We start from the raw sequence: 16691 nt of genomic DNA, 5'->3' as shown, positions 1-16691 counted from the left end.
GCCGATGAATTTTCCCTGTCCGTCATCCGGCCTCCTGTTGCTGGCTTTGCTGGGGGGTGGCCTGACGGGGCATGCGCGGGCGACTTCGCCGGCCGACTGGGAAGGGTGCAGCGCGATTCCGGCGGATGCCGAACGGCTGGCCTGCTATGACCGCCTGTCCGGGCGCCCGCAGTCCGAAGCGGTTCCGCCGGCCTCGGCCGGGCCTGAGCCGCGCCCTGCCGAGGCACCCGCCGCGGCGCAAGCCGTGCCGCCGGAGCCGAAGCTGCTGTCGGCGCTGTCGCGCCATTGGGAGCTGGACGACGAAGCCAAGCAGGGCGCTTTCCTGTTCCGGCCCCATCATCCTAATTATTTCCTGCCCATCAAGTACAGCAACGCGCCCAACAACACGCCGTTTCGGGATGTCTTTACCCAGCCGGACCTCGGCCTCGAAAATATCGAGACGGAGTTGCAGCTGAGTTTCAAGATCAAGGGCATGCAGGGCGTATTCGGACACGACAATGTCGATCTGTGGTTCGGCTACACCACGACCTCATTCTGGCAGGCCTACAACCACAGCATTTCCGCGCCCTTTCGCGAGACCAACTACGAGCCGGAGGCGATGCTGGTGTTCCGTACGAATTACGCCCTGGCCGGTTTTCGCGGTCGCTTCATCAACCTCGGTCTGTCACACCAGTCGAACGGGCGCGGCGAAGATCTGTCGCGCAGCTGGAACCGGGTTTATGCGCAGTTCGGGTTCGAACGCGGCAATCTGGCCTTGCTGGTCCGGCCCTGGATCCGTATCCATGAAAACCGGGGAAACGACGATAACCCCGATATTGAAGACTACATGGGGCATGGCGATCTGCTGGCGGTCTACAGCAAGGGCCGCAACGCCTATTCGCTCCTGCTACGCAATAATCTCAAGAGCCCGGACAACCGGGGTGCGCTGAAGCTGAATTGGAGCTTCCCTCTGGTCGGGCGTCTGAAAGGTTACGTGCAATATTTCAACGGCTACGGCGAATCGCTGATCGACTACAACCACCGACAGCAGTCCCTGGGTCTCGGCGTCAGCCTGACCGAGGGTATGTAATCTTCAGGGCGCGTGGGGCAGCGCCTCCTCCAGCAGGCGGTGCACGTACTTGACCGGAATGGCGTAACTGATCCCGCTGGGCGCGGAGATCGCGGATTCGCGCGTGCCCCGTACGTACACCGAGTTGACCACGCCCAGGACCTCGCCGGTATCGGGGTGCCATACCGGGCTGCCGCTGTTGCCGGGATAGGCCACGGCGTCGAGTTCGAATACTTCATACGGCGAGACGGCCTGTTTGATGACATGCGCATTCAACTGGGACGCGGCTGCGACAGGCGTGAAGATGGGAATGATGGCGGCCAGCCCGGCCCGATGCGTGGAGGGATTGAGGCCCAGTATCGAGCCGATCGGATAGCCGGTGAAATAGAGCTGCCAACCTTCGCGCACCAGGCTGGAATCGCCGAGTTTCAGAGGAGGCAATGGCTCGCCCGCGATTTTCAGCAAGGCCAGGTCGCGCGCCTTGTCGCTGGCGATCAGTTCCGCAGCGCGGACCGATATCCTCTGATCGCGACCGACGAACACGGCGTACATTTCCTTCTTCTCGCTATCCAGCTGCTTGCTGAATATATGCGCGCACGATACGACGTAGTGCCCGTCCAGTACTGCGAAGCCGGTGCCGAGCAGGTTGGCGGGCGGGCGGCCGGTGGGTTTGAAGGTGCCGACGCCGACTACGCCCGGTTTGATGCTGGGAAGCATGTCGGCCACATCGGCATGGACTGGCGTGGCCAGCAGAAGCGCGATCACGGCCCAGCTGGTACGCGGCTTGCTCGTCCATGAAGCGCCCAGCCGCTGGATGTAGCCGGGCAAGGACCTGTAAATTCGATACAATCCGGGCGGCAGCAAAGACTTTATATTCATAGGGGAATCCAAGCATGAGCGTTGTTGCGGTTGTCGGGCTGGGCTATGTGGGCCTGCCGTTGGCGGTGGAATTCGGCAAGAAGGTGACCACCATCGGCTACGATCTCTCGGTTGAAAAAGTCGAGCACTACCGTCGATTCTGCGACCCCACCGGCGAAGTATCAACGGACGACCTCAAGGCGGCGACCCAGCTGACGGTGACCACCGATCCGTCCGAGCTGGCGAAAGCCGACTTCATCATCGTGGCAGTGCCGACCCCGGTCGACGCGGCGCACATTCCCGATTTCTCGCCGCTGGTGGGATCCTCCACCACCGTCGGAAAATACATGAAGAAGGGCGTGACCGTGGTGTACGAGTCCACAGTCTACCCCGGCGCCACCGAAGAGGTCTGCATTCCGATCCTGGAAAAGAATTCCGGCATGAAATGGCTGCAGGACTTCCATGTCGGCTATTCACCCGAGCGCGTCAATCCGGGCGACAAGGAACGCACCATCACCAAGATCGTCAAGGTGGTGTCGGGCGACGATGCCGCCACGCTCGACCAGGTCGCCGCGCTATACGGTTCCATCATCACCGCCGGCGTTCACCGCGCCAGCTCGATCAAGGTGGCCGAAGCCGCCAAGGTGATCGAGAACACCCAGCGCGACCTCAACATCGCGCTGATGAACGAGCTCTCGCTGATCTTCCACCGCATCGGCATCGACACGCTGGAGGTGCTGAAGGCGGCCGGCACCAAGTGGAACTTCCTGCCCTTTCGTCCCGGCCTGGTCGGCGGCCACTGCATCGGCGTCGATCCCTACTACCTCACGCACAAGGCCGACATGATGGGCTATCACCCGCAGGTCATCCTCGCCGGCCGCCGCATCAACGACGGCATGGGTGCCTATGTGGCCCAGGAAACGGTGAAGAACATGATCGCCAACGGCGTGCAGGTGAAGGGCGCCAAGGTCAACGTGCTCGGCCTCACCTTCAAGGAAAACTGCCCCGACCTGCGCAACTCCAAGGTGGTCGACGTCATCCGCGAACTGCAGTCCTTCGGTTGCGATGTGCACGTGCACGACCCGCTCGGCGAGCCGAAGGAAGCCGAGCACGAATACGGCATTCGTCTCACGGCATGGAGCGACCTGCCTGAATGCGATGCCATCATCGCAGCGGTATCGCATAGCGCGTATCTGGAAAAATCGTTTGCCGAACTGACCGCCAAGCTGAGTAAGGGTGGCGCCTTTACCGACGTCAAGGCGGCCTACGATCCGGCTGCGGTGAAAGCGGCGGGCTTCACCCTCTGGAGGTTGTGATGTCCGCATTCGATGCGCTGAAGAAAACGCTCGAAGCCGAGCCTGGCACCTGGCTCGTCACCGGGGCTGCCGGCTTCATCGGCAGCAATCTGGTGGAAGCGTTGCTGTTGCTCAACCAGCGCGTTGTCGGTCTCGACAACTTTGCGACCGGCCACGAGAAAAACCTGGCGCAGGTCCAGGCCAGCGTCGGGCCCGAACGCTGGGAAAATTTCAGCTTCAAGCGCGGCGACATCCGCGACCTCATCACCTGCCATACCGTGTGCAAGGGGGTCGATTACGTCCTGCACCAGGCCGCGCTCGGTTCGGTGCCGCGCTCGATCGAAGACCCGCTGTCCACCCATGCTGCCAACAATACCGGCTTCCTCAACATGCTGGTCGCCGCGCGCGATGCGAAGGTCAAGCGTTTCGTTTACGCCGCGTCAAGTTCCACCTATGGCGACCATCCCGGCCTGCCCAAGGTCGAGGACGTCATCGGCAAGCCGCTGTCGCCGTATGCGGTGACCAAGCTGGTGAACGAGTTGTATGCGGATGTGTTCGGCCGCTGCTATGGCATGGAATCGGTCGGGCTGCGCTACTTCAACATCTTCGGCCGCCGCCAGGATCCGCAGGGCGCCTACGCGGCCGTGGTGCCGAAATGGGTCGCCAGCATGATTCGCAACGAGCCGGTCTACATCAACGGCGACGGCGAAACCAGTCGCGACTTCTGCTACATCGACAACGTCATCCAGGCCAACCTGCTTGCCGCCACCAGCCAGCATGCGGACGCAGCCAACCAGGTCTACAACGTCGCGGTTGGCGACCGCACCACCTTGAATCAGCTGTTCGAGGCCATCCGTGCGCTGCTCGAACCGAAGTATCCCCATCTCGCCGATTTCAAGCCGGTTTACCGCGATTTCCGTGCCGGCGACGTGCGCCATTCGCTTGCCGATATTTCCAAGGCGCGCACGCGGCTGGGCTACGAGCCGACGCATCGCATTGGCGAAGGCCTGGCCGAAGCGATGGACTGGTATGTGCGGGACCTGAGTTGAGGCTGTTTGCCGAGCGATGTGCCGGGTCCGTACCAGACGCAGGCAGCGTGCCGCGCAGGCGGCCAAGAACGATGTGGCTCAACCATGACGATGCATGACGAGCAGACCCCGAGCGACGCCGCAGGACAGAGTGCACTGGATATCCTGTTGCGGCGGATGCAGGCCGAGAGCGATTTCCCGGCCCTGTCCGAAGCGATCGGCGATATCAACCGTATCGCCTCGTCCGACCGCGAGGGCGTCAACGAACTCTCCAACCATATCCTCAAGGACTTCGCGCTCACCAACAAGCTGTTGAAGCTGGCCAACGTCGCCTTCTACAACCAGGTGGGCGGCGGCTCGATCAGCACGATTTCGCGTGCGGTGGTGGTCCTTGGCTTCGATGCGGTACGGTCGATCGCGTTGAGCCTGATCCTGTTCGACAATCTGGAAAACAAGGCGCATGCGCAGCACCTGAAAGAGGAATTCGTCAAGGTGCTGTATGCCGGCATGCTGGCACGCGAGATGGCGGGCAATGCGCAGGTGAAGGATGTGGAGGAGGCATTCATCGGCGCCATGCTGCACAAGCTTGGTCGCATGCTGGCGATGTTTTATTTCCCCGAGGAGATGGCGCTTGTCCTGCAACGCGTCGAAACCGAGGGCTTGAGCGACGCCCGGGTGTCGACCGAAGTGCTGGGCGTGTCGTTCGAGAACCTCGGCATCGGCATCGCGCGCAGCTGGGGGTTTCCCGATCAGCTGGTACAGAGCATGAAAAAGCTGCCGGACGGGAAGATCAGAAAAAGCGCCAGCAACGTCGAACGGCTGCGTGCATTGGCAGGGTTCGCCAACGAATTGTGCGAAATCATCCTCGAGACGCCCGATGAAGACCGCAGCAAGGCCCTGGGCAGGCTCACGACGCGGTTCGGCGATACCGTGCCGGTGACGGCGGAACAGCTGTCCGGCATGATGGAAAAATCGATGCAGGACATCGGCCAGTTCGCGCGGGTGGTGAATGTGAACCTGAAGCACAGCGATTTTGCCCGGCAGGCGTCGAAATGGGCGGGTCTGGCGGCACCGCCGGGCCAGACGTCGGCACAGCAGGAAGCGAACACCGGCATGGCCGACGCCGTGCCGGATGCCATGGCGGCACTGGATGCCAATGTGTTGCACGAGGCCGCACCGGCTATCGAACAGGGCGCTGTCGTCCGCGACAAACAGGAACGCACGCCGGAGGAGATTCAATCCATCCTGGCCTCTGGCTTGCAGGATGTCGGCAACTCGCTGATCGACGACAGCATTTCCATCAACGATATCCTGCGCATGATCCTCGAGGCCATGTATACCGGCATGGGATTCGAACATGTGGTGCTGTGCATCAAGGATGGGCGCCGCAACGCGATGTGCGGCAAGTTCGGTTTTGGCGACGACGTGCAGCGCCTGGTCAAGGCATTCGATTTTTCCCTGGCGGGCCAGCCGGATGTCTTCCTCGTCGCGCTGCAGAACAATGCCGACATCCTGATTTCCGACATCGACGATTCCAAGATCGCCACGCGGATTCCGGCCTGGTATCGCAAGCATGTTCCTGCGCACACCTTCGTGCTGTTTCCCATCATCGTGAAAGGCAAGCCGGTTGGTCTGATCTATGCCGACCGGCTGCATGCCGGCGATATCACGATCCCCGAGAAAGAACTGTCCCTGCTCAAGTCCTTGCGCAATCAGGCAGTATTGGCGATCCGGCAATCCTTGTAGGTCCCGCCTGGGGCGTCGGCGGTTGCCGTTCCGGCCGCCGCTTCGGAATTCGGCATAATGTCGCCATGCCGTTTTTCCGAATCGTGCCCTGTTTCCTGTCTGGTCTGCTGTTTGCGGGCCTGTCCGTCGCGGCGCATGCCGAATCGCTCCCCGTGGCCTTCACAACTGCGCTGCAACAGGCGGGTATCCCGCTCGACCACGTGGCGGTGGTGGTGCAGCCACTGGATGCGGACGAACCGCTGGTCAGCCACAATGCCGATGCGGCGCTGAATCCCGCATCCGTCATGAAACTGGTGACCAGTTTTGCGGCATTGAATCAGTTGGGCCCGGACTATGTGTGGAAAACCGATGTCTGGGCGGAGGGGCCGATCCGGGAGGGTGTGCTCGAAGGAGACCTGGTCATCAAGGGCTACGGCGATCCCACCTTGACGCTGGAACGGATGTGGCTGCTGCAGCGCGAGCTGCGGGCACGCGGCGTACGCCACATCCGGGGCAATCTGGTGCTCGACCTGAGCGACTTCGAGCTGCCGGCCAGCGATCCGGGGGCATTCGATGGCGAGCCGCTGGCCCTGTACAACGCCGCCCCCGGCGCACTGGTTGCCAATTTCAACGCAACGACATTGCGTCTCAAGCCCGATGGCAACGCCATCGGGATCGAGCCGGATATTGCACTGCCCGGGGTCGCGATTCGCTCGGATATTGCATTGACCGACAATGTCACATGCAATGGCTGGAAGGAGGCCTTGGCGCCGAGCATTCCCGATCCCGGACGAAGAGAGCTGGTCATTGGTGGTCGCTATCCGCGCGGATGCGGTGAACAGGCCTTGTCGCTGAACCTGTTCGAACCTGCGATGACCTTCGATTTCCTGTTTCGCGGCCTATGGGCGGAAACGGGTGGCACGCTTGGCGGGCAGACCGTGCCCGGCATGGCACCGGAAACGCCGCCTCTCTTGCGTTTCGAATCACTTCCGTTGACCGATGCGCTTACCCGTCTCAACAAGTATTCCAACAACCTGATGGCGCGCAATCTGTTCCTGACGCTTGGAGCGGAAGCTTATGGCGCGCCGGCGACGCCAGACAAGGGCGCGCGCGCGGTACGCGAAGACTTGGTGCAGCGCGGGATTTCAACGCGGAAGCTGGTGCTGGAAAACGGCGCCGGCCTGTCGCGCATCGAGCGCATCAGTGCGGGCGCATTGAACCAGTTGTTGCGCGCGGCTTATCGGAGCCCGCTGTTCGCCGAATTCGAATCGGCCCTGCCCATTGTCGCGACCGATGGCACCCTGAAGCGCCGCTTCAAGGGCAGTACCCTGACCGGCAGCGCACATCTCAAGACCGGCACCCTGCGCGACGTCAGCGCACTGGCGGGCTACGTGGACACGGCGAGCGGGCGGCGGGTGAGTTTCGTCATGCTGGTGAACCACGCCAAGGCAAGCCGTAGTGAGGCGGCGCAGCGTGCGTTACTGGAATGGGTGCAGTCGGAGATGTCTTTGAATGGCGAGAACGGGAATGACGTTCGATAAGGTGCCCGCATGGGCGGCGTGGCTGGCACAGGATGCGGATGGGGCCTGGTGGGCCTACGAAGCCGAGCCCAACAAGCAGGATAAGGGCTGGTACGAAAACGAGGTCGGGCGCATCGTGCGGCTGGGCCAAAGTGCGCCGCCGCTCGACTGGGAGGCGACACTGACCGCTTGGCCGCCCGAAGCCTGAGACTGGTTTGACTCAGGGTTCGGCGGGCGCGTCCAGTTGCAATTGGCCGTCCTTGACCGGAATGCGCGAACCGGGTTGATGATCCATCCGTACGTGGCCTTCTTCCTTGCCCAGGCGGTAGCGCACGTCATAACCGATCGTTTTGGTATGTGATTCGTAGACGGTCTTGCAGCGCGTCTCGGTCCGGCTGACGGTGTCCTTTTCCTGCAGGTTCTTCTGTATCTGATTGCCCGCGTAGCCCCCCGCTGCGGCACCCCCGACGGTGGCCAGGGTGCGCCCGGTACCGCCGCCGATCTGGTGGCCGAGCAGTCCACCTGCCACCGCGCCGATTGCCGTGCCGGCGATGCGGTTGCTGTCCTTGACGGGCGCCTGCTCGTTGACGACGACGTCATGGCATACCTGCCGAGGCGTTTTGACGGTTTCGGTCACAGGCTTGGCGGCCAGGACCTCGGCAAATTCCGGCTTCGGATTCAGGGCTTTGTAGCCCGCTACACCACCAATCGCCGTCACGGCGATTGCACCCAGTACGACGCCTGTCAGCATGGATTTATTCATGATTTTTCCAGGAAGGTTGCAATAAGGTCACTGAATTTCAATTCAGATGATAGTTCAACTCAAGGTACGTTTCCGCAAAACTGGTCAGTCCGGCTGCAGCAAATCGATCCTGAAGCCGGCTTCGTATGGCGGTACGTTGCATTCGATGACGTCCGGCGGCGCGACATCGAGGCGGACACCCACGATGTCCGAGCGTACCGGCAGCTTCGTCGCCCCGCGGTCCACCAGCACCACGGTGCGGATTTCATCGGGCTGCTTGCGGGCCAGGTATTCCACTGCCCGCAGCATGGAATGCCCGCGATACATCACGTCGTCCACCACCAGCACGGTGTAGCCCGTGAGGTCCAGGGTGGCGTGCAGCGGGTTTTCCGTCAGCCGGGTTTCGGGATACAACAGGGTGAGATCGTCGGCATAGCGGGTGATCTGCAGATCGAGACGTACGCAATCGGCGAGGCCGTAGTGCGCCTGCATGCATGCGTGCAGGCGGTCGGCCAATGGCGCACCGCGGCGCAGGATCCCGACAAGCGCGACGCGGGTGCGTCCTGTCAGCAAACCCGCGGCTTGGCGTGCCATGTCGTCGACGATGGTGTCGAGTTGCTGGGTGGTGTAGAGGCAGGTTCGCTTGCCCAAGGGCTTGTCTGTCATGGTGGTGGCGTCGTGGCGGGTTGGGGCGGTTCAGGCAGGGCTGTCTGCTACCTGGTTGGCCCATGCCATGGCTTCGATCTCTGCCGTGGTCAGATCCGAAAGCGTGAGCCCACCGGCCTGCGCCAGCAATGCGTTGGTGTAGTCCAGGTCCAGATGCTCGACGCTTTCGACCAGTTGCAACAGGACGCCCATCTCGCCCTCGCGGTGCAGCAGGCCTGCCGCAAGGCGCTCGCCCAGATTGAGCTCGTGCACGATATCGGTCAGTGGCTTGTCGATGAGGCTTTCGATCAGGGACAGGATGCCAGCCATGAAGGCCTCATCGCAATAGTCGGCATTGCGTTGCTGTTTGACCGCCAGCACTTCCATCATCTTGCCGCGCGTGGCGGCGAGCAGCAGCAGGGGGCTGGGGTAGACCGGGCCGCTTTGCAGGGTGAACATCAACAATTGCAGCCAGCGCTGCAATTGTTTGCGCCCCAGGACCAGAATGGCCTGCGAGACCGAGGTGATGCTGCGGTGGGCGCCGCTTGCAACCGAGTTCACCAGTCGCATCAGGTTGTAGGTGAGATTGGGGTGCTGCTTGAAGATCTGCTCGATCTGAACGGTGTCGGCGTCGCTCAGTACCAGCCCCAGCAACTGGATGAGCGCCATCTGGCTGGAGTCCGCCCGCTTGGCGGAGAGCACCAATGGCCGCGCAAAGTAATAGCCCTGAAACAGGTCGAATCCGAGGGAATGGCAATAAGCTGCCTGCTCGGCACTGTCGACTTTCTCGGCCAGCAGCTTCACCGGCCAGTGTTTGAGCTGTTTGACGATCGCACGCAGCTGGTCCTGGTCATGCAGCAACAGATCGACCTTGATGATGTCGACCAGCGTCATCAAGGGACGATAGCTCTCATCGAAGACGAAATCATCCAGCGCCAGCGTGAACCCCCGTTGCTTGAGGGCGCGGCAGCGTTCGACGATGGCATCGTCGACGCGGATGGTTTCGAGCAGTTCGAGCACCACCTGGGCCCGGGGCAGCAGTTCGATCATGTCGGACAGCAGCATGTCGGTACTGACGTTGATGAACCCCAGCTGCGCCCCCAGTACCGTTTGGACGCCCATTTCGCTGAACGCATGATGAATGACGCTCGCGGTCGCCTGCATGTCGTCGGTGACTGCGGCGCCGGAGGTGTTGCCGGCGCGGAACAGCAACTCGTACGCGACGATGCGCTGGTTGCGATCGAGGATGGGCTGGCGGGCGAGGAATATGTTCTGGGCGGCCATGATTACAGGCCCAGGTCTTGCCACAGCGCATCGACGCGCGCCTTGACGTCGGCATCCATCACGATCGGCGTGCCCCATTCGCGGGTGGTCTCGCCCGGCCACTTGTTGGTGGCGTCGATGCCCATCTTGCTGCCGAGTCCGGACACCGGGCTGGCGAAGTCGAGATAGTCGATCGGCGTGTTTTCCACCAGCAACGTGTCGCGCGCCGGATCGACGCGCGTGGTGAGCGCCCACATGACCTCTTTCCAGTCGCGCACGTCGACGTCGTCGTCAGTGACGAGGATGAACTTGGTGTACATGAACTGTCTCAGAAAACTCCATACGCCGAACATCACGCGCTTGGCGTGGCCAGGGTAGGCCTTCTTCATGCTCACGACCGCCATGCGATAGGAGCAGCCTTCGGGCGGCAGGTAGAAGTCGACGATCTCGGGGAACTGCTTCTGCAGCAGAGGCACGAAGACCTCGTTGAGCGCCACGCCAAGGATCGCCGGTTCGTCAGGCGGCTTGCCGGTGTAGGTGCTGTGGTAGATCGGGTCGCGCCGCATCGTGATGCGCTCGACGGTGAAGACCGGGAAAGTTTCCTGCTCGTTGTAGTAGCCGGTGTGGTCGCCGTAGGGCCCCTCCAGCGCGGTCTCGCCGGAATGAATCACGCCCTCCAGCACGATCTCCGCGGAGGCCGGCACCTGCAGTTCGCTGCCGAGGCACTGCACCACTTCGGTCTTGGCGCCACGCAGGAGACCCGCAAACTGATATTCCGAGAGCGAATCCGGTACCGGCGTGACTGCGCCGAGGATGGTCGCCGGGTCGGCGCCGAGGGCGACGGCCACCGGGAAAGGCTCGCCCGGGCGCGCGAGCGTGTGCTCGCGGAAATCCAGCGCGCCGCCGCGATGCGCCAGCCAGCGCATGATAAGTTTGTTCGGCCCGATCACCTGCTGTCGGTAGATGCCGAGGTTCTGCCGCTTCTTGTGCGGACCTTTTGTAACGGTCAATCCCCAGGTGATCAGCGGGGCCACGTCGCCCGGCCAGCAGTGCTGGATCGGCAGGCGCGACAAATCCACATCCGCGCCTTCCCACACGATTTCCTGGCATGGCGCGCTTTTCACTTCCTTGGGCGCCATGTTCAAGACCTGTTTGAGAACCGGCCACTTGTCCCAGGCGTCGCGCAGGCCCTTCGGCGGCTCGGGTTCTTTCAGGTAGGCCAGCAGCTTGCCGACTTCGCGCAGCCGGCTCGGGTCGTCCTCGCCCATGCCGAGCGCCACGCGCTTGACCGTGCCGAACAGGTTTGCCAGCACGGGCATGTTGTGCCCCTTGGGCCTTTCGAACAACAGCGCCGGGCCGCCGGCCCGCAGCACGCGGTCGGCAATCTCGGTCATTTCCAGTCTGGGGTCGACTCCGACGGCAATGCGCTTCAGTTCGCCCATTTTCTCGAGTTGTGCAATGAAGTCGCGCAGGTCGTGATAGATCATGGATGGCCGATCATGAACGGATGCGTTGAAGGAGCGCGGTGGTCGAGGTGTGGTGCCTGAACGGGATCGAGTGCACGCTGCCGCCCCAGCTCGCCACTTCCGCCGCGCCGACGATCCGATCAGGCGTCCAGTCGCCGCCTTTCACCAGCACATCAGGACGGATCGCGAGGATGAGGTCGAGCGGGGTGTCGGCGTCGAACCAGGTGACCAGCGACACCGACTCCAGCGCCGCCAGCAAGACCATGCGGTTCTCCAACGTATTGATCGGGCGGTCGCCGCCCTTGCCCTGGCGTTTCACCGATGCGTCCGAATTCACCGCGACGATGAGCGAGGCGCCAAGCGCGCGCGCCTCGGCCAGATAGGTCACATGTCCGCGATGCAGGATGTCAAAGCAACCGTTGGTGAACACCCGCGGTTGCGGCAGCTGTGCGACCCGTTCGGCCAGGTCGGCGGGGCCGCACAGCTTGCGCTCGAATGCGGGTGCGTGCATCGATTGCGGCCGGGTGGTCAGTTGAGGTATTCGAACAGGGTGACGACCTTGGCCACGCCCGAGGTGGTGCGCGCGATATCCGTGGCGGCTTCGGCCTCGGTTTTCGTCACCAGCCCCATCAGGTAGACCACGCCGGCTTCGGTGACCACCTTGATCTTGGTTCCGGGTACGCGCTCGTCGCGCAACATGCGTGCCTTGACCTGGCTGGTCAGGGCGACGTCGTTGGCGTCCGAGGTCAGCGAGGTGATCCCGGATACGGTCAGCTCGTTGAATACCGCGCGTACGTCGGGAATGGCCTTGACCACGTCGCTTGCCCGCGAGCGGGTAGCCTCGTCCGGCACCTGCCCGGTGAGCAGCACCTGACGGTTATAGCTGGTGGCTGAAATGTTGTCGGTCTTTTGCGGGAAGACTTCACGCAGACGCGCCAGCGCACGCAGCTCGATTTCCTGGTCGCTCACATACACGCCTGCCGTGCGGCGGTCCAGTGCGACCGAGGTGCCGACGGCGGCACCGCCCACGACGGCGGCGGCACAACCGCCCAATTGCGACAGGACTGCGCCGATCAGCGCGACACGGATTAGTTTGCTCATTCCTCGACTCCTAATAAAACGCTGTCCACCGCATCGCACAGGCAATGGATGGTCAGCAGATGGACTTCCTGAATGCGCGCCGTGGATTCGGCGGGCACGCACAGGAAGACGTCGTCCTCCTGCATTTGTTCCGCCAGTCCGCCGCCGCTGCGTCCGGTCAGTGCGATGACATGCATGTTGCGGGCGTGGGCAGCGGCCACGCTCTGCAACACGCTGGGCGAATTGCCGCTGGTCGAAATCGCCAGCAGGATGTCGCCCGGATGCCCGAGCGCCTTCACCTGCCGCGCAAACACCTGGTCATAGGCGTAGTCGTTGGCGATCGAGGTCAAGGTCGAGGTGTCGGTGGTGAGTGCGATGGCCGCGAGACCCGGGCGCTCCTGCTCGAAACGGTTGATCATCTCGGACGCGAAATGCTGGGCATCCGCTGCCGAGCCGCCGTTGCCGCAGGCGAGGATCTTGCCGCCCTGGGCGAGGCTGTGCACCATCAGGCGTGCCGCGCCCTCGATCGTTGGGACAAGCGTTTCGGCAGCATCCAGCTTGGTCTGCGCCGAGGCCTTGAAATGGCCGAGAATTCTGTCGTGTAAAGGCATGTTGGGCGCGATTATCCCATATCGTCGAAGGCGTTCCTGATCCAGTCGGGCGCATCGTCGCCGGAAAGTGCGACCACGTCGAAACGGCACGGCGGCAGCGTTTTCAGCGTGGCCAGATATTGACGCGCAGTGGCCAGCAGCTTCTTCTGTTTGGCTGGGGTCACGCTGGCGGCAGCGCCGCCGAAATCGCTGCGACTGCGCAGCCGCACCTCGACGAACACCAGCGTCGAATCGTCCTGCATGATGAGGTCGATTTCCCCGAAGCGACTGCGCCAGTTGCGCGCCACGAGCTTCAGGCCCCGGGTCTGCAGGAAGGCTGCGGCGCGCGATTCGGCGGATTGGCCGAGCAGGGATTTCAACATCTGCGACAATGCAGGGATGAGTGAAAGTCCGCATCATACGCCTCTGTTTCCCGCGCTCTATGTCGTTGCCACGCCAATCGGCAACCTCGGCGACATCACGCTGCGTGCGCTCGACATCCTGCAGCGCGTGGATCGCGTGGCGGCCGAGGATACCCGCGTATCCGGGCAGCTGCTGGCGCATTTCAATATCTCCAAACCGCTGATGTCCATCCGCGAGCACAACGAGCGCGAAGCCGCTGCTGGCGTGGTCGGGCGGATCGCTGCCGGCGAGACGGTCGCCTATGTGTCGGATGCGGGTACGCCGGCCGTATCGGACCCCGGTGCGCGGCTGGTGGCAGCGGTGCGTGCGGCAGGGCTGAAGGTGGTGCCGATTCCTGGCGCGTCGGCCGTGACGACGGCGCTGTCGGCGGCCGGGGTGGAATCGGGGGCATGGCTGTTCCATGGTTTTCTACCGCCCAAGCCGGGTGCGCGTCGTGCCCAGTTGCAATCGCTCGCCGCGCTGCCGGCGGCGCTGGTGTTCTACGAGGCGCCGCACCGCATCGAGGAGACGCTGGCCGACATGGCGGCCGTGTTCGACAGTGCTCGCCGGGTGACCCTGGCGCGTGAACTGACCAAGCGATTCGAGACCATTGTCACGCTGCCGCTTGCCGATGCGCCGGCCTGGCTCGCCGCTGACACGAACAATGTGCGTGGCGAATTCGTCGTTATCGTGCACCCGCCGGCGACCGAGGTGGCGGTCGATGCGGAAGCGATGCGCGTGCTCGACATTCTGCAGGGCGCGCTGCCGCCGACGCTTGCCGCCAAGCTGGCGGCGCAGATCACCGGGCGCAGCAAGGCCGAACTCTATAAAATGTCGCTGGCACTCAAGCCGCACCCGCAGGACGCAGAATGACCGACACCCTCACGATCACCCGCCCCGACGACTGGCATATCCATTTCCGCGATGGGGCGGCCATGCAGAGCGTGCTGCCCGACACCGCGCGCGTGTTCGGCCGCGCCATCGCCATGCCCAATCTGAAACCGCCGGTGGTGAACGTGGCCGACGCCGCGGCCTACCGCGACCGTCTGCTCGCAGCGGCAGGCGCCGCCGCATTCGATCCCTTGATGACGCTTTATCTCACCGACAACACCCAGCCTGACGAAATCCGCCGGGCGCGCGCCAGCGGCTTCGTGCACGCCGTCAAATACTATCCGGCCGGCGCGACGACGAATTCCGATTCTGGTGTCACCGAACTGGCGAAGGCTTATCAGGCGATCGCGGCGATGGAGGAAGTGGGCATGCCACTGCTGTTGCATGGCGAAGTGGTCGATGCCGAGGTCGACGTGTTCGACCGCGAAGCGGTGTTCATCGAACGCCACCTTATACGGCTCATGAACGATTTTCCGCGCCTGAAAATCGTGCTGGAGCACATCACCACGCGTCAGGCTGCCGAATTCGTTGCAGCGGCGCCGGCCAATGTTGCCGCGACGATCACCGCGCACCACCTGCTGTACAACCGCAACGCCATGTTCAAGGGCGGCATCCGTCCGCACATGTACTGCCTGCCGGTACTGAAGCGCGAACAGCATCGCCAGGCACTGGTTGCCGCGGCCATCTCGGGCAACCCGAAATTCTTTCTCGGCACCGATTCCGCACCGCATGCGGTCGGCGCCAAGGAAGCCGCATGCGGTTGCGCGGGTATCTATTCGGCGCATGCCGCGATCGAGTTGTATGCCGAGGCGTTCGAGGATGCCGGTGCGCTCGACCGCCTGGAAGCCTTCGCCAGTTTCCACGGCGCTGATTTCTACGGCTTGCAGCGCCATGCCGACACGATCACGCTACGCCGTGAGAGCTGGACAGCCCCAGCCCGTCTCGGGCTGGGCGACGAGGCGTTGATCCCGCTGCGCGCCGGCGAGACGATCCGCTGGCGCGTGGCCTGACAAAAAAACGGCAGACCAGGGGAAGTCTGCCGCGGCGGAAGCCCGTCAGCGTTGGCTTGCTGACTGCTTCCAGGTGTCGCGCAGCATTGCGCTGCGCGCGGGGAGGAAGGCGTTACGGGAACGCCGGGATGGTGGGTTCGATACCGGAGCTCAAGGCTTCGGGGTGGTACGCGGCGATCCGTTTCTTGATTTCATCGACCCGCCCGGACGGTACGTCGACCATCATCAGAATGCGCCCTGCGGCAATGGCCGACTCGAAGGATTTCAGTCGAGAATTGGGGATGGCGCTGGCCACCATGCTGGCGACCCAGGCGCCGAACGCTGCACCGATCAAGGCCGTGAGCAGAATGGTAACCAGTTGCAGATCCACGCCCGCAGGCGGAAACACCACAGCAACCAGCCCGGCGATAATGCCGATGCCTCCGCCGACCGCCAATCCCGTTTCGGCACCGTGGACAAAATCGGTTTTCTGCAGGATCGAGGCTTCGTGCAGTCCGGGCAGGGAAACGCCATCCCGGGCCAGAACATGAATATGGCCATTCTCGATCCGGGCCAGCAGAAGTTCGTCGTGGATCTGTCGGGCGCTCGCCACGTCCGGCACCATGAAATACAGTCGTCTTCTCATGATGGCTCTCCTGACGGGGGCAAGGTTGTCCCCTGATATCTTGGATTAGCAAATTAGCGGATGCAGTCAAGTTAAAGTTCTATAATTCGAAATGGAAAAGCGGGTCAGGCAACCGCTGTCCTCATGTCCATTGGGCGTGGGGGGAGAGGAAAGTCCGGGCTCCACAGAGCAGGATGCCGGCTAACGGCCGGACGCCGCGAGGCGAGGAATAGGGCCACAGAGACGAGCGTATTCAGTTACGGTGAAACGCGGTAACCTCCATCCGGAGCAACACCAAATAGGCAGGCGATGAAGCGGCTCGCTGAGTCTGCGGGTAGGTGGCTTGAGCCGGCCAGCAATGGCCGGCCTAGAGGAATGGTTGCCCACGACAGAACCCGGCTTATCGGCCCGCTTTTCCACTTTTCATTCAATTCAATCACTTAGCTTTTCTTTCTAAAACAAAGGACAGAAATAGCGGCTAAGCGTCGGTTTTTCCAGAAACTTATCCACAACCCAAAACCACC

18 protein-coding genes and 1 other RNA gene are annotated in these 16691 nt (G+C 62.7%); 9 read left to right on the top strand and 10 right to left on the bottom strand.

Annotation, left to right across the window (positions count from 1 at the left end; translation table 11 throughout):
• Positions 1 to 4 precede the first annotated feature (4 nt).
• Complete coding sequence (locus B058_RS0114350) at positions 5 to 1069, top strand: phospholipase A (protein ID WP_018509190.1); 1065 nt, start codon at positions 5 to 7, stop codon at positions 1067 to 1069.
• A gap of 3 nt (positions 1070 to 1072) precedes the next feature.
• Here B058_RS0114350 and B058_RS0114345 read toward each other — a convergent pair whose 3' ends face one another.
• Entirely contained in the window at positions 1073 to 1876 is an 804-nt protein-coding gene (locus B058_RS0114345) for a S1 family peptidase (protein WP_018509189.1), read from the bottom strand.
• A 65-nt stretch (positions 1877 to 1941) separates the two neighbouring features.
• On the opposite strand from B058_RS0114345, the gene B058_RS0114340 reads away from it, so the two are divergent.
• The 5 genes from B058_RS0114340 to B058_RS0114320 all read left to right on the top strand — a co-directional run bounded on the left by B058_RS0114340 (position 1942) and on the right by B058_RS0114320 (position 7682).
• Positions 1942 to 3222 (top strand): nucleotide sugar dehydrogenase, encoded by a 1281-nt coding sequence (locus B058_RS0114340; protein WP_018509188.1) that lies wholly within the window; start codon positions 1942 to 1944, stop codon positions 3220 to 3222.
• The gene (locus tag B058_RS0114335; protein ID WP_018509187.1) at positions 3222 to 4250 is read left to right on the top strand and encodes an SDR family oxidoreductase; all 1029 of its coding nucleotides are present in this window, start codon (positions 3222 to 3224) and stop codon (positions 4248 to 4250) included. The genes B058_RS0114340 and B058_RS0114335 overlap by 1 nt, the downstream gene beginning before the upstream one ends.
• A gap of 84 nt (positions 4251 to 4334) precedes the next feature.
• Entirely contained in the window at positions 4335 to 5975 is a 1641-nt protein-coding gene (locus tag B058_RS0114330) for an HDOD domain-containing protein (RefSeq protein WP_018509186.1), read from the top strand.
• 65 nt (positions 5976 to 6040) lie between these two features.
• The gene (dacB, locus tag B058_RS0114325; RefSeq protein ID WP_018509185.1) at positions 6041 to 7495 is read left to right on the top strand and encodes a D-alanyl-D-alanine carboxypeptidase/D-alanyl-D-alanine endopeptidase; all 1455 of its coding nucleotides are present in this window, start codon (positions 6041 to 6043) and stop codon (positions 7493 to 7495) included.
• The gene (locus tag B058_RS0114320; protein WP_018509184.1) at positions 7482 to 7682 is read left to right on the top strand and encodes a hypothetical protein; all 201 of its coding nucleotides are present in this window, start codon (positions 7482 to 7484) and stop codon (positions 7680 to 7682) included. Before dacB ends, B058_RS0114320 begins: the two co-directional genes overlap by 14 nt.
• Before the next feature lie 12 nt (positions 7683 to 7694).
• Here the strand turns inward: B058_RS0114320 and B058_RS0114315 are convergent, their stop codons facing one another.
• The 8 genes from B058_RS0114315 to B058_RS0114280 all read right to left on the bottom strand — a co-directional run bounded on the left by B058_RS0114315 (position 7695) and on the right by B058_RS0114280 (position 13643).
• Positions 7695 to 8237 carry a glycine zipper 2TM domain-containing protein gene (locus tag B058_RS0114315; protein WP_026240954.1) on the bottom strand — a complete coding sequence of 181 codons (543 nt, stop codon included), beginning with the start codon at positions 8235 to 8237 and terminating at the stop codon, positions 7695 to 7697.
• Positions 8238 to 8321: 84 nt separating this feature from the next.
• Positions 8322 to 8882 (bottom strand): bifunctional pyr operon transcriptional regulator/uracil phosphoribosyltransferase PyrR, encoded by a 561-nt coding sequence (locus B058_RS0114310; protein ID WP_018509182.1) that lies wholly within the window; start codon positions 8880 to 8882, stop codon positions 8322 to 8324.
• Between the two features lie 30 nt (positions 8883 to 8912).
• Complete coding sequence (locus B058_RS0114305; protein ID WP_018509181.1) at positions 8913 to 10145, bottom strand: EAL and HDOD domain-containing protein; 1233 nt, start codon at positions 10143 to 10145, stop codon at positions 8913 to 8915.
• A 2-nt stretch (positions 10146 to 10147) separates the two neighbouring features.
• On the bottom strand, positions 10148 to 11611 hold the full coding sequence (gene ubiD / locus B058_RS0114300; RefSeq protein WP_018509180.1) for a 4-hydroxy-3-polyprenylbenzoate decarboxylase: 1464 nt from the start codon (positions 11609 to 11611) through the stop codon (positions 10148 to 10150).
• Between the two features lie 10 nt (positions 11612 to 11621).
• Positions 11622 to 12101 (bottom strand): D-glycero-beta-D-manno-heptose 1-phosphate adenylyltransferase, encoded by a 480-nt coding sequence (rfaE2, locus tag B058_RS0114295; RefSeq protein WP_018509179.1) that lies wholly within the window; start codon positions 12099 to 12101, stop codon positions 11622 to 11624.
• 17 nt (positions 12102 to 12118) lie between these two features.
• On the bottom strand, positions 12119 to 12691 hold the full coding sequence (locus B058_RS0114290; RefSeq protein WP_018509178.1) for a BON domain-containing protein: 573 nt from the start codon (positions 12689 to 12691) through the stop codon (positions 12119 to 12121).
• Positions 12688 to 13281 (bottom strand): phosphoheptose isomerase, encoded by a 594-nt coding sequence (locus B058_RS0114285; protein ID WP_018509177.1) that lies wholly within the window; start codon positions 13279 to 13281, stop codon positions 12688 to 12690. The genes B058_RS0114290 and B058_RS0114285 overlap by 4 nt, the downstream gene beginning before the upstream one ends.
• An 11-nt stretch (positions 13282 to 13292) precedes the next feature.
• Entirely contained in the window at positions 13293 to 13643 is a 351-nt protein-coding gene (locus tag B058_RS0114280) for a YraN family protein (protein WP_018509176.1), read from the bottom strand.
• A 16-nt stretch (positions 13644 to 13659) separates the two neighbouring features.
• Here B058_RS0114280 and rsmI point away from each other — a divergent pair, with 16 nt between their 5' ends.
• Both rsmI and pyrC read left to right on the top strand, forming a co-directional pair.
• Positions 13660 to 14535 (top strand): 16S rRNA (cytidine(1402)-2'-O)-methyltransferase, encoded by an 876-nt coding sequence (gene rsmI / locus B058_RS0114275; protein ID WP_018509175.1) that lies wholly within the window; start codon positions 13660 to 13662, stop codon positions 14533 to 14535.
• Complete coding sequence (pyrC, locus tag B058_RS0114270) at positions 14532 to 15563, top strand: dihydroorotase (protein ID WP_018509174.1); 1032 nt, start codon at positions 14532 to 14534, stop codon at positions 15561 to 15563. The genes rsmI and pyrC overlap by 4 nt, the downstream gene beginning before the upstream one ends.
• A 112-nt stretch (positions 15564 to 15675) precedes the next feature.
• Here the strand turns inward: pyrC and B058_RS0114265 are convergent, their stop codons facing one another.
• Positions 15676 to 16188 carry a hypothetical protein gene (locus tag B058_RS0114265; protein WP_026240953.1) on the bottom strand — a complete coding sequence of 171 codons (513 nt, stop codon included), beginning with the start codon at positions 16186 to 16188 and terminating at the stop codon, positions 15676 to 15678.
• A gap of 96 nt (positions 16189 to 16284) precedes the next feature.
• Between B058_RS0114265 and rnpB the strand changes: the two genes are divergently transcribed.
• Positions 16285 to 16586: RNase P RNA component class A (gene rnpB / locus B058_RS17335), an RNA gene on the top strand.
• Positions 16587 to 16691 lie beyond the last annotated feature (105 nt).

This window comes from Thiobacillus thioparus DSM 505 (assembly GCF_000373385.1).
GTDB classification, from domain to species: Bacteria; Pseudomonadota; Gammaproteobacteria; order Burkholderiales; family Thiobacillaceae; genus Thiobacillus; species Thiobacillus thioparus.
This window is presented reverse-complemented; position numbering and strand designations above follow the sequence as displayed.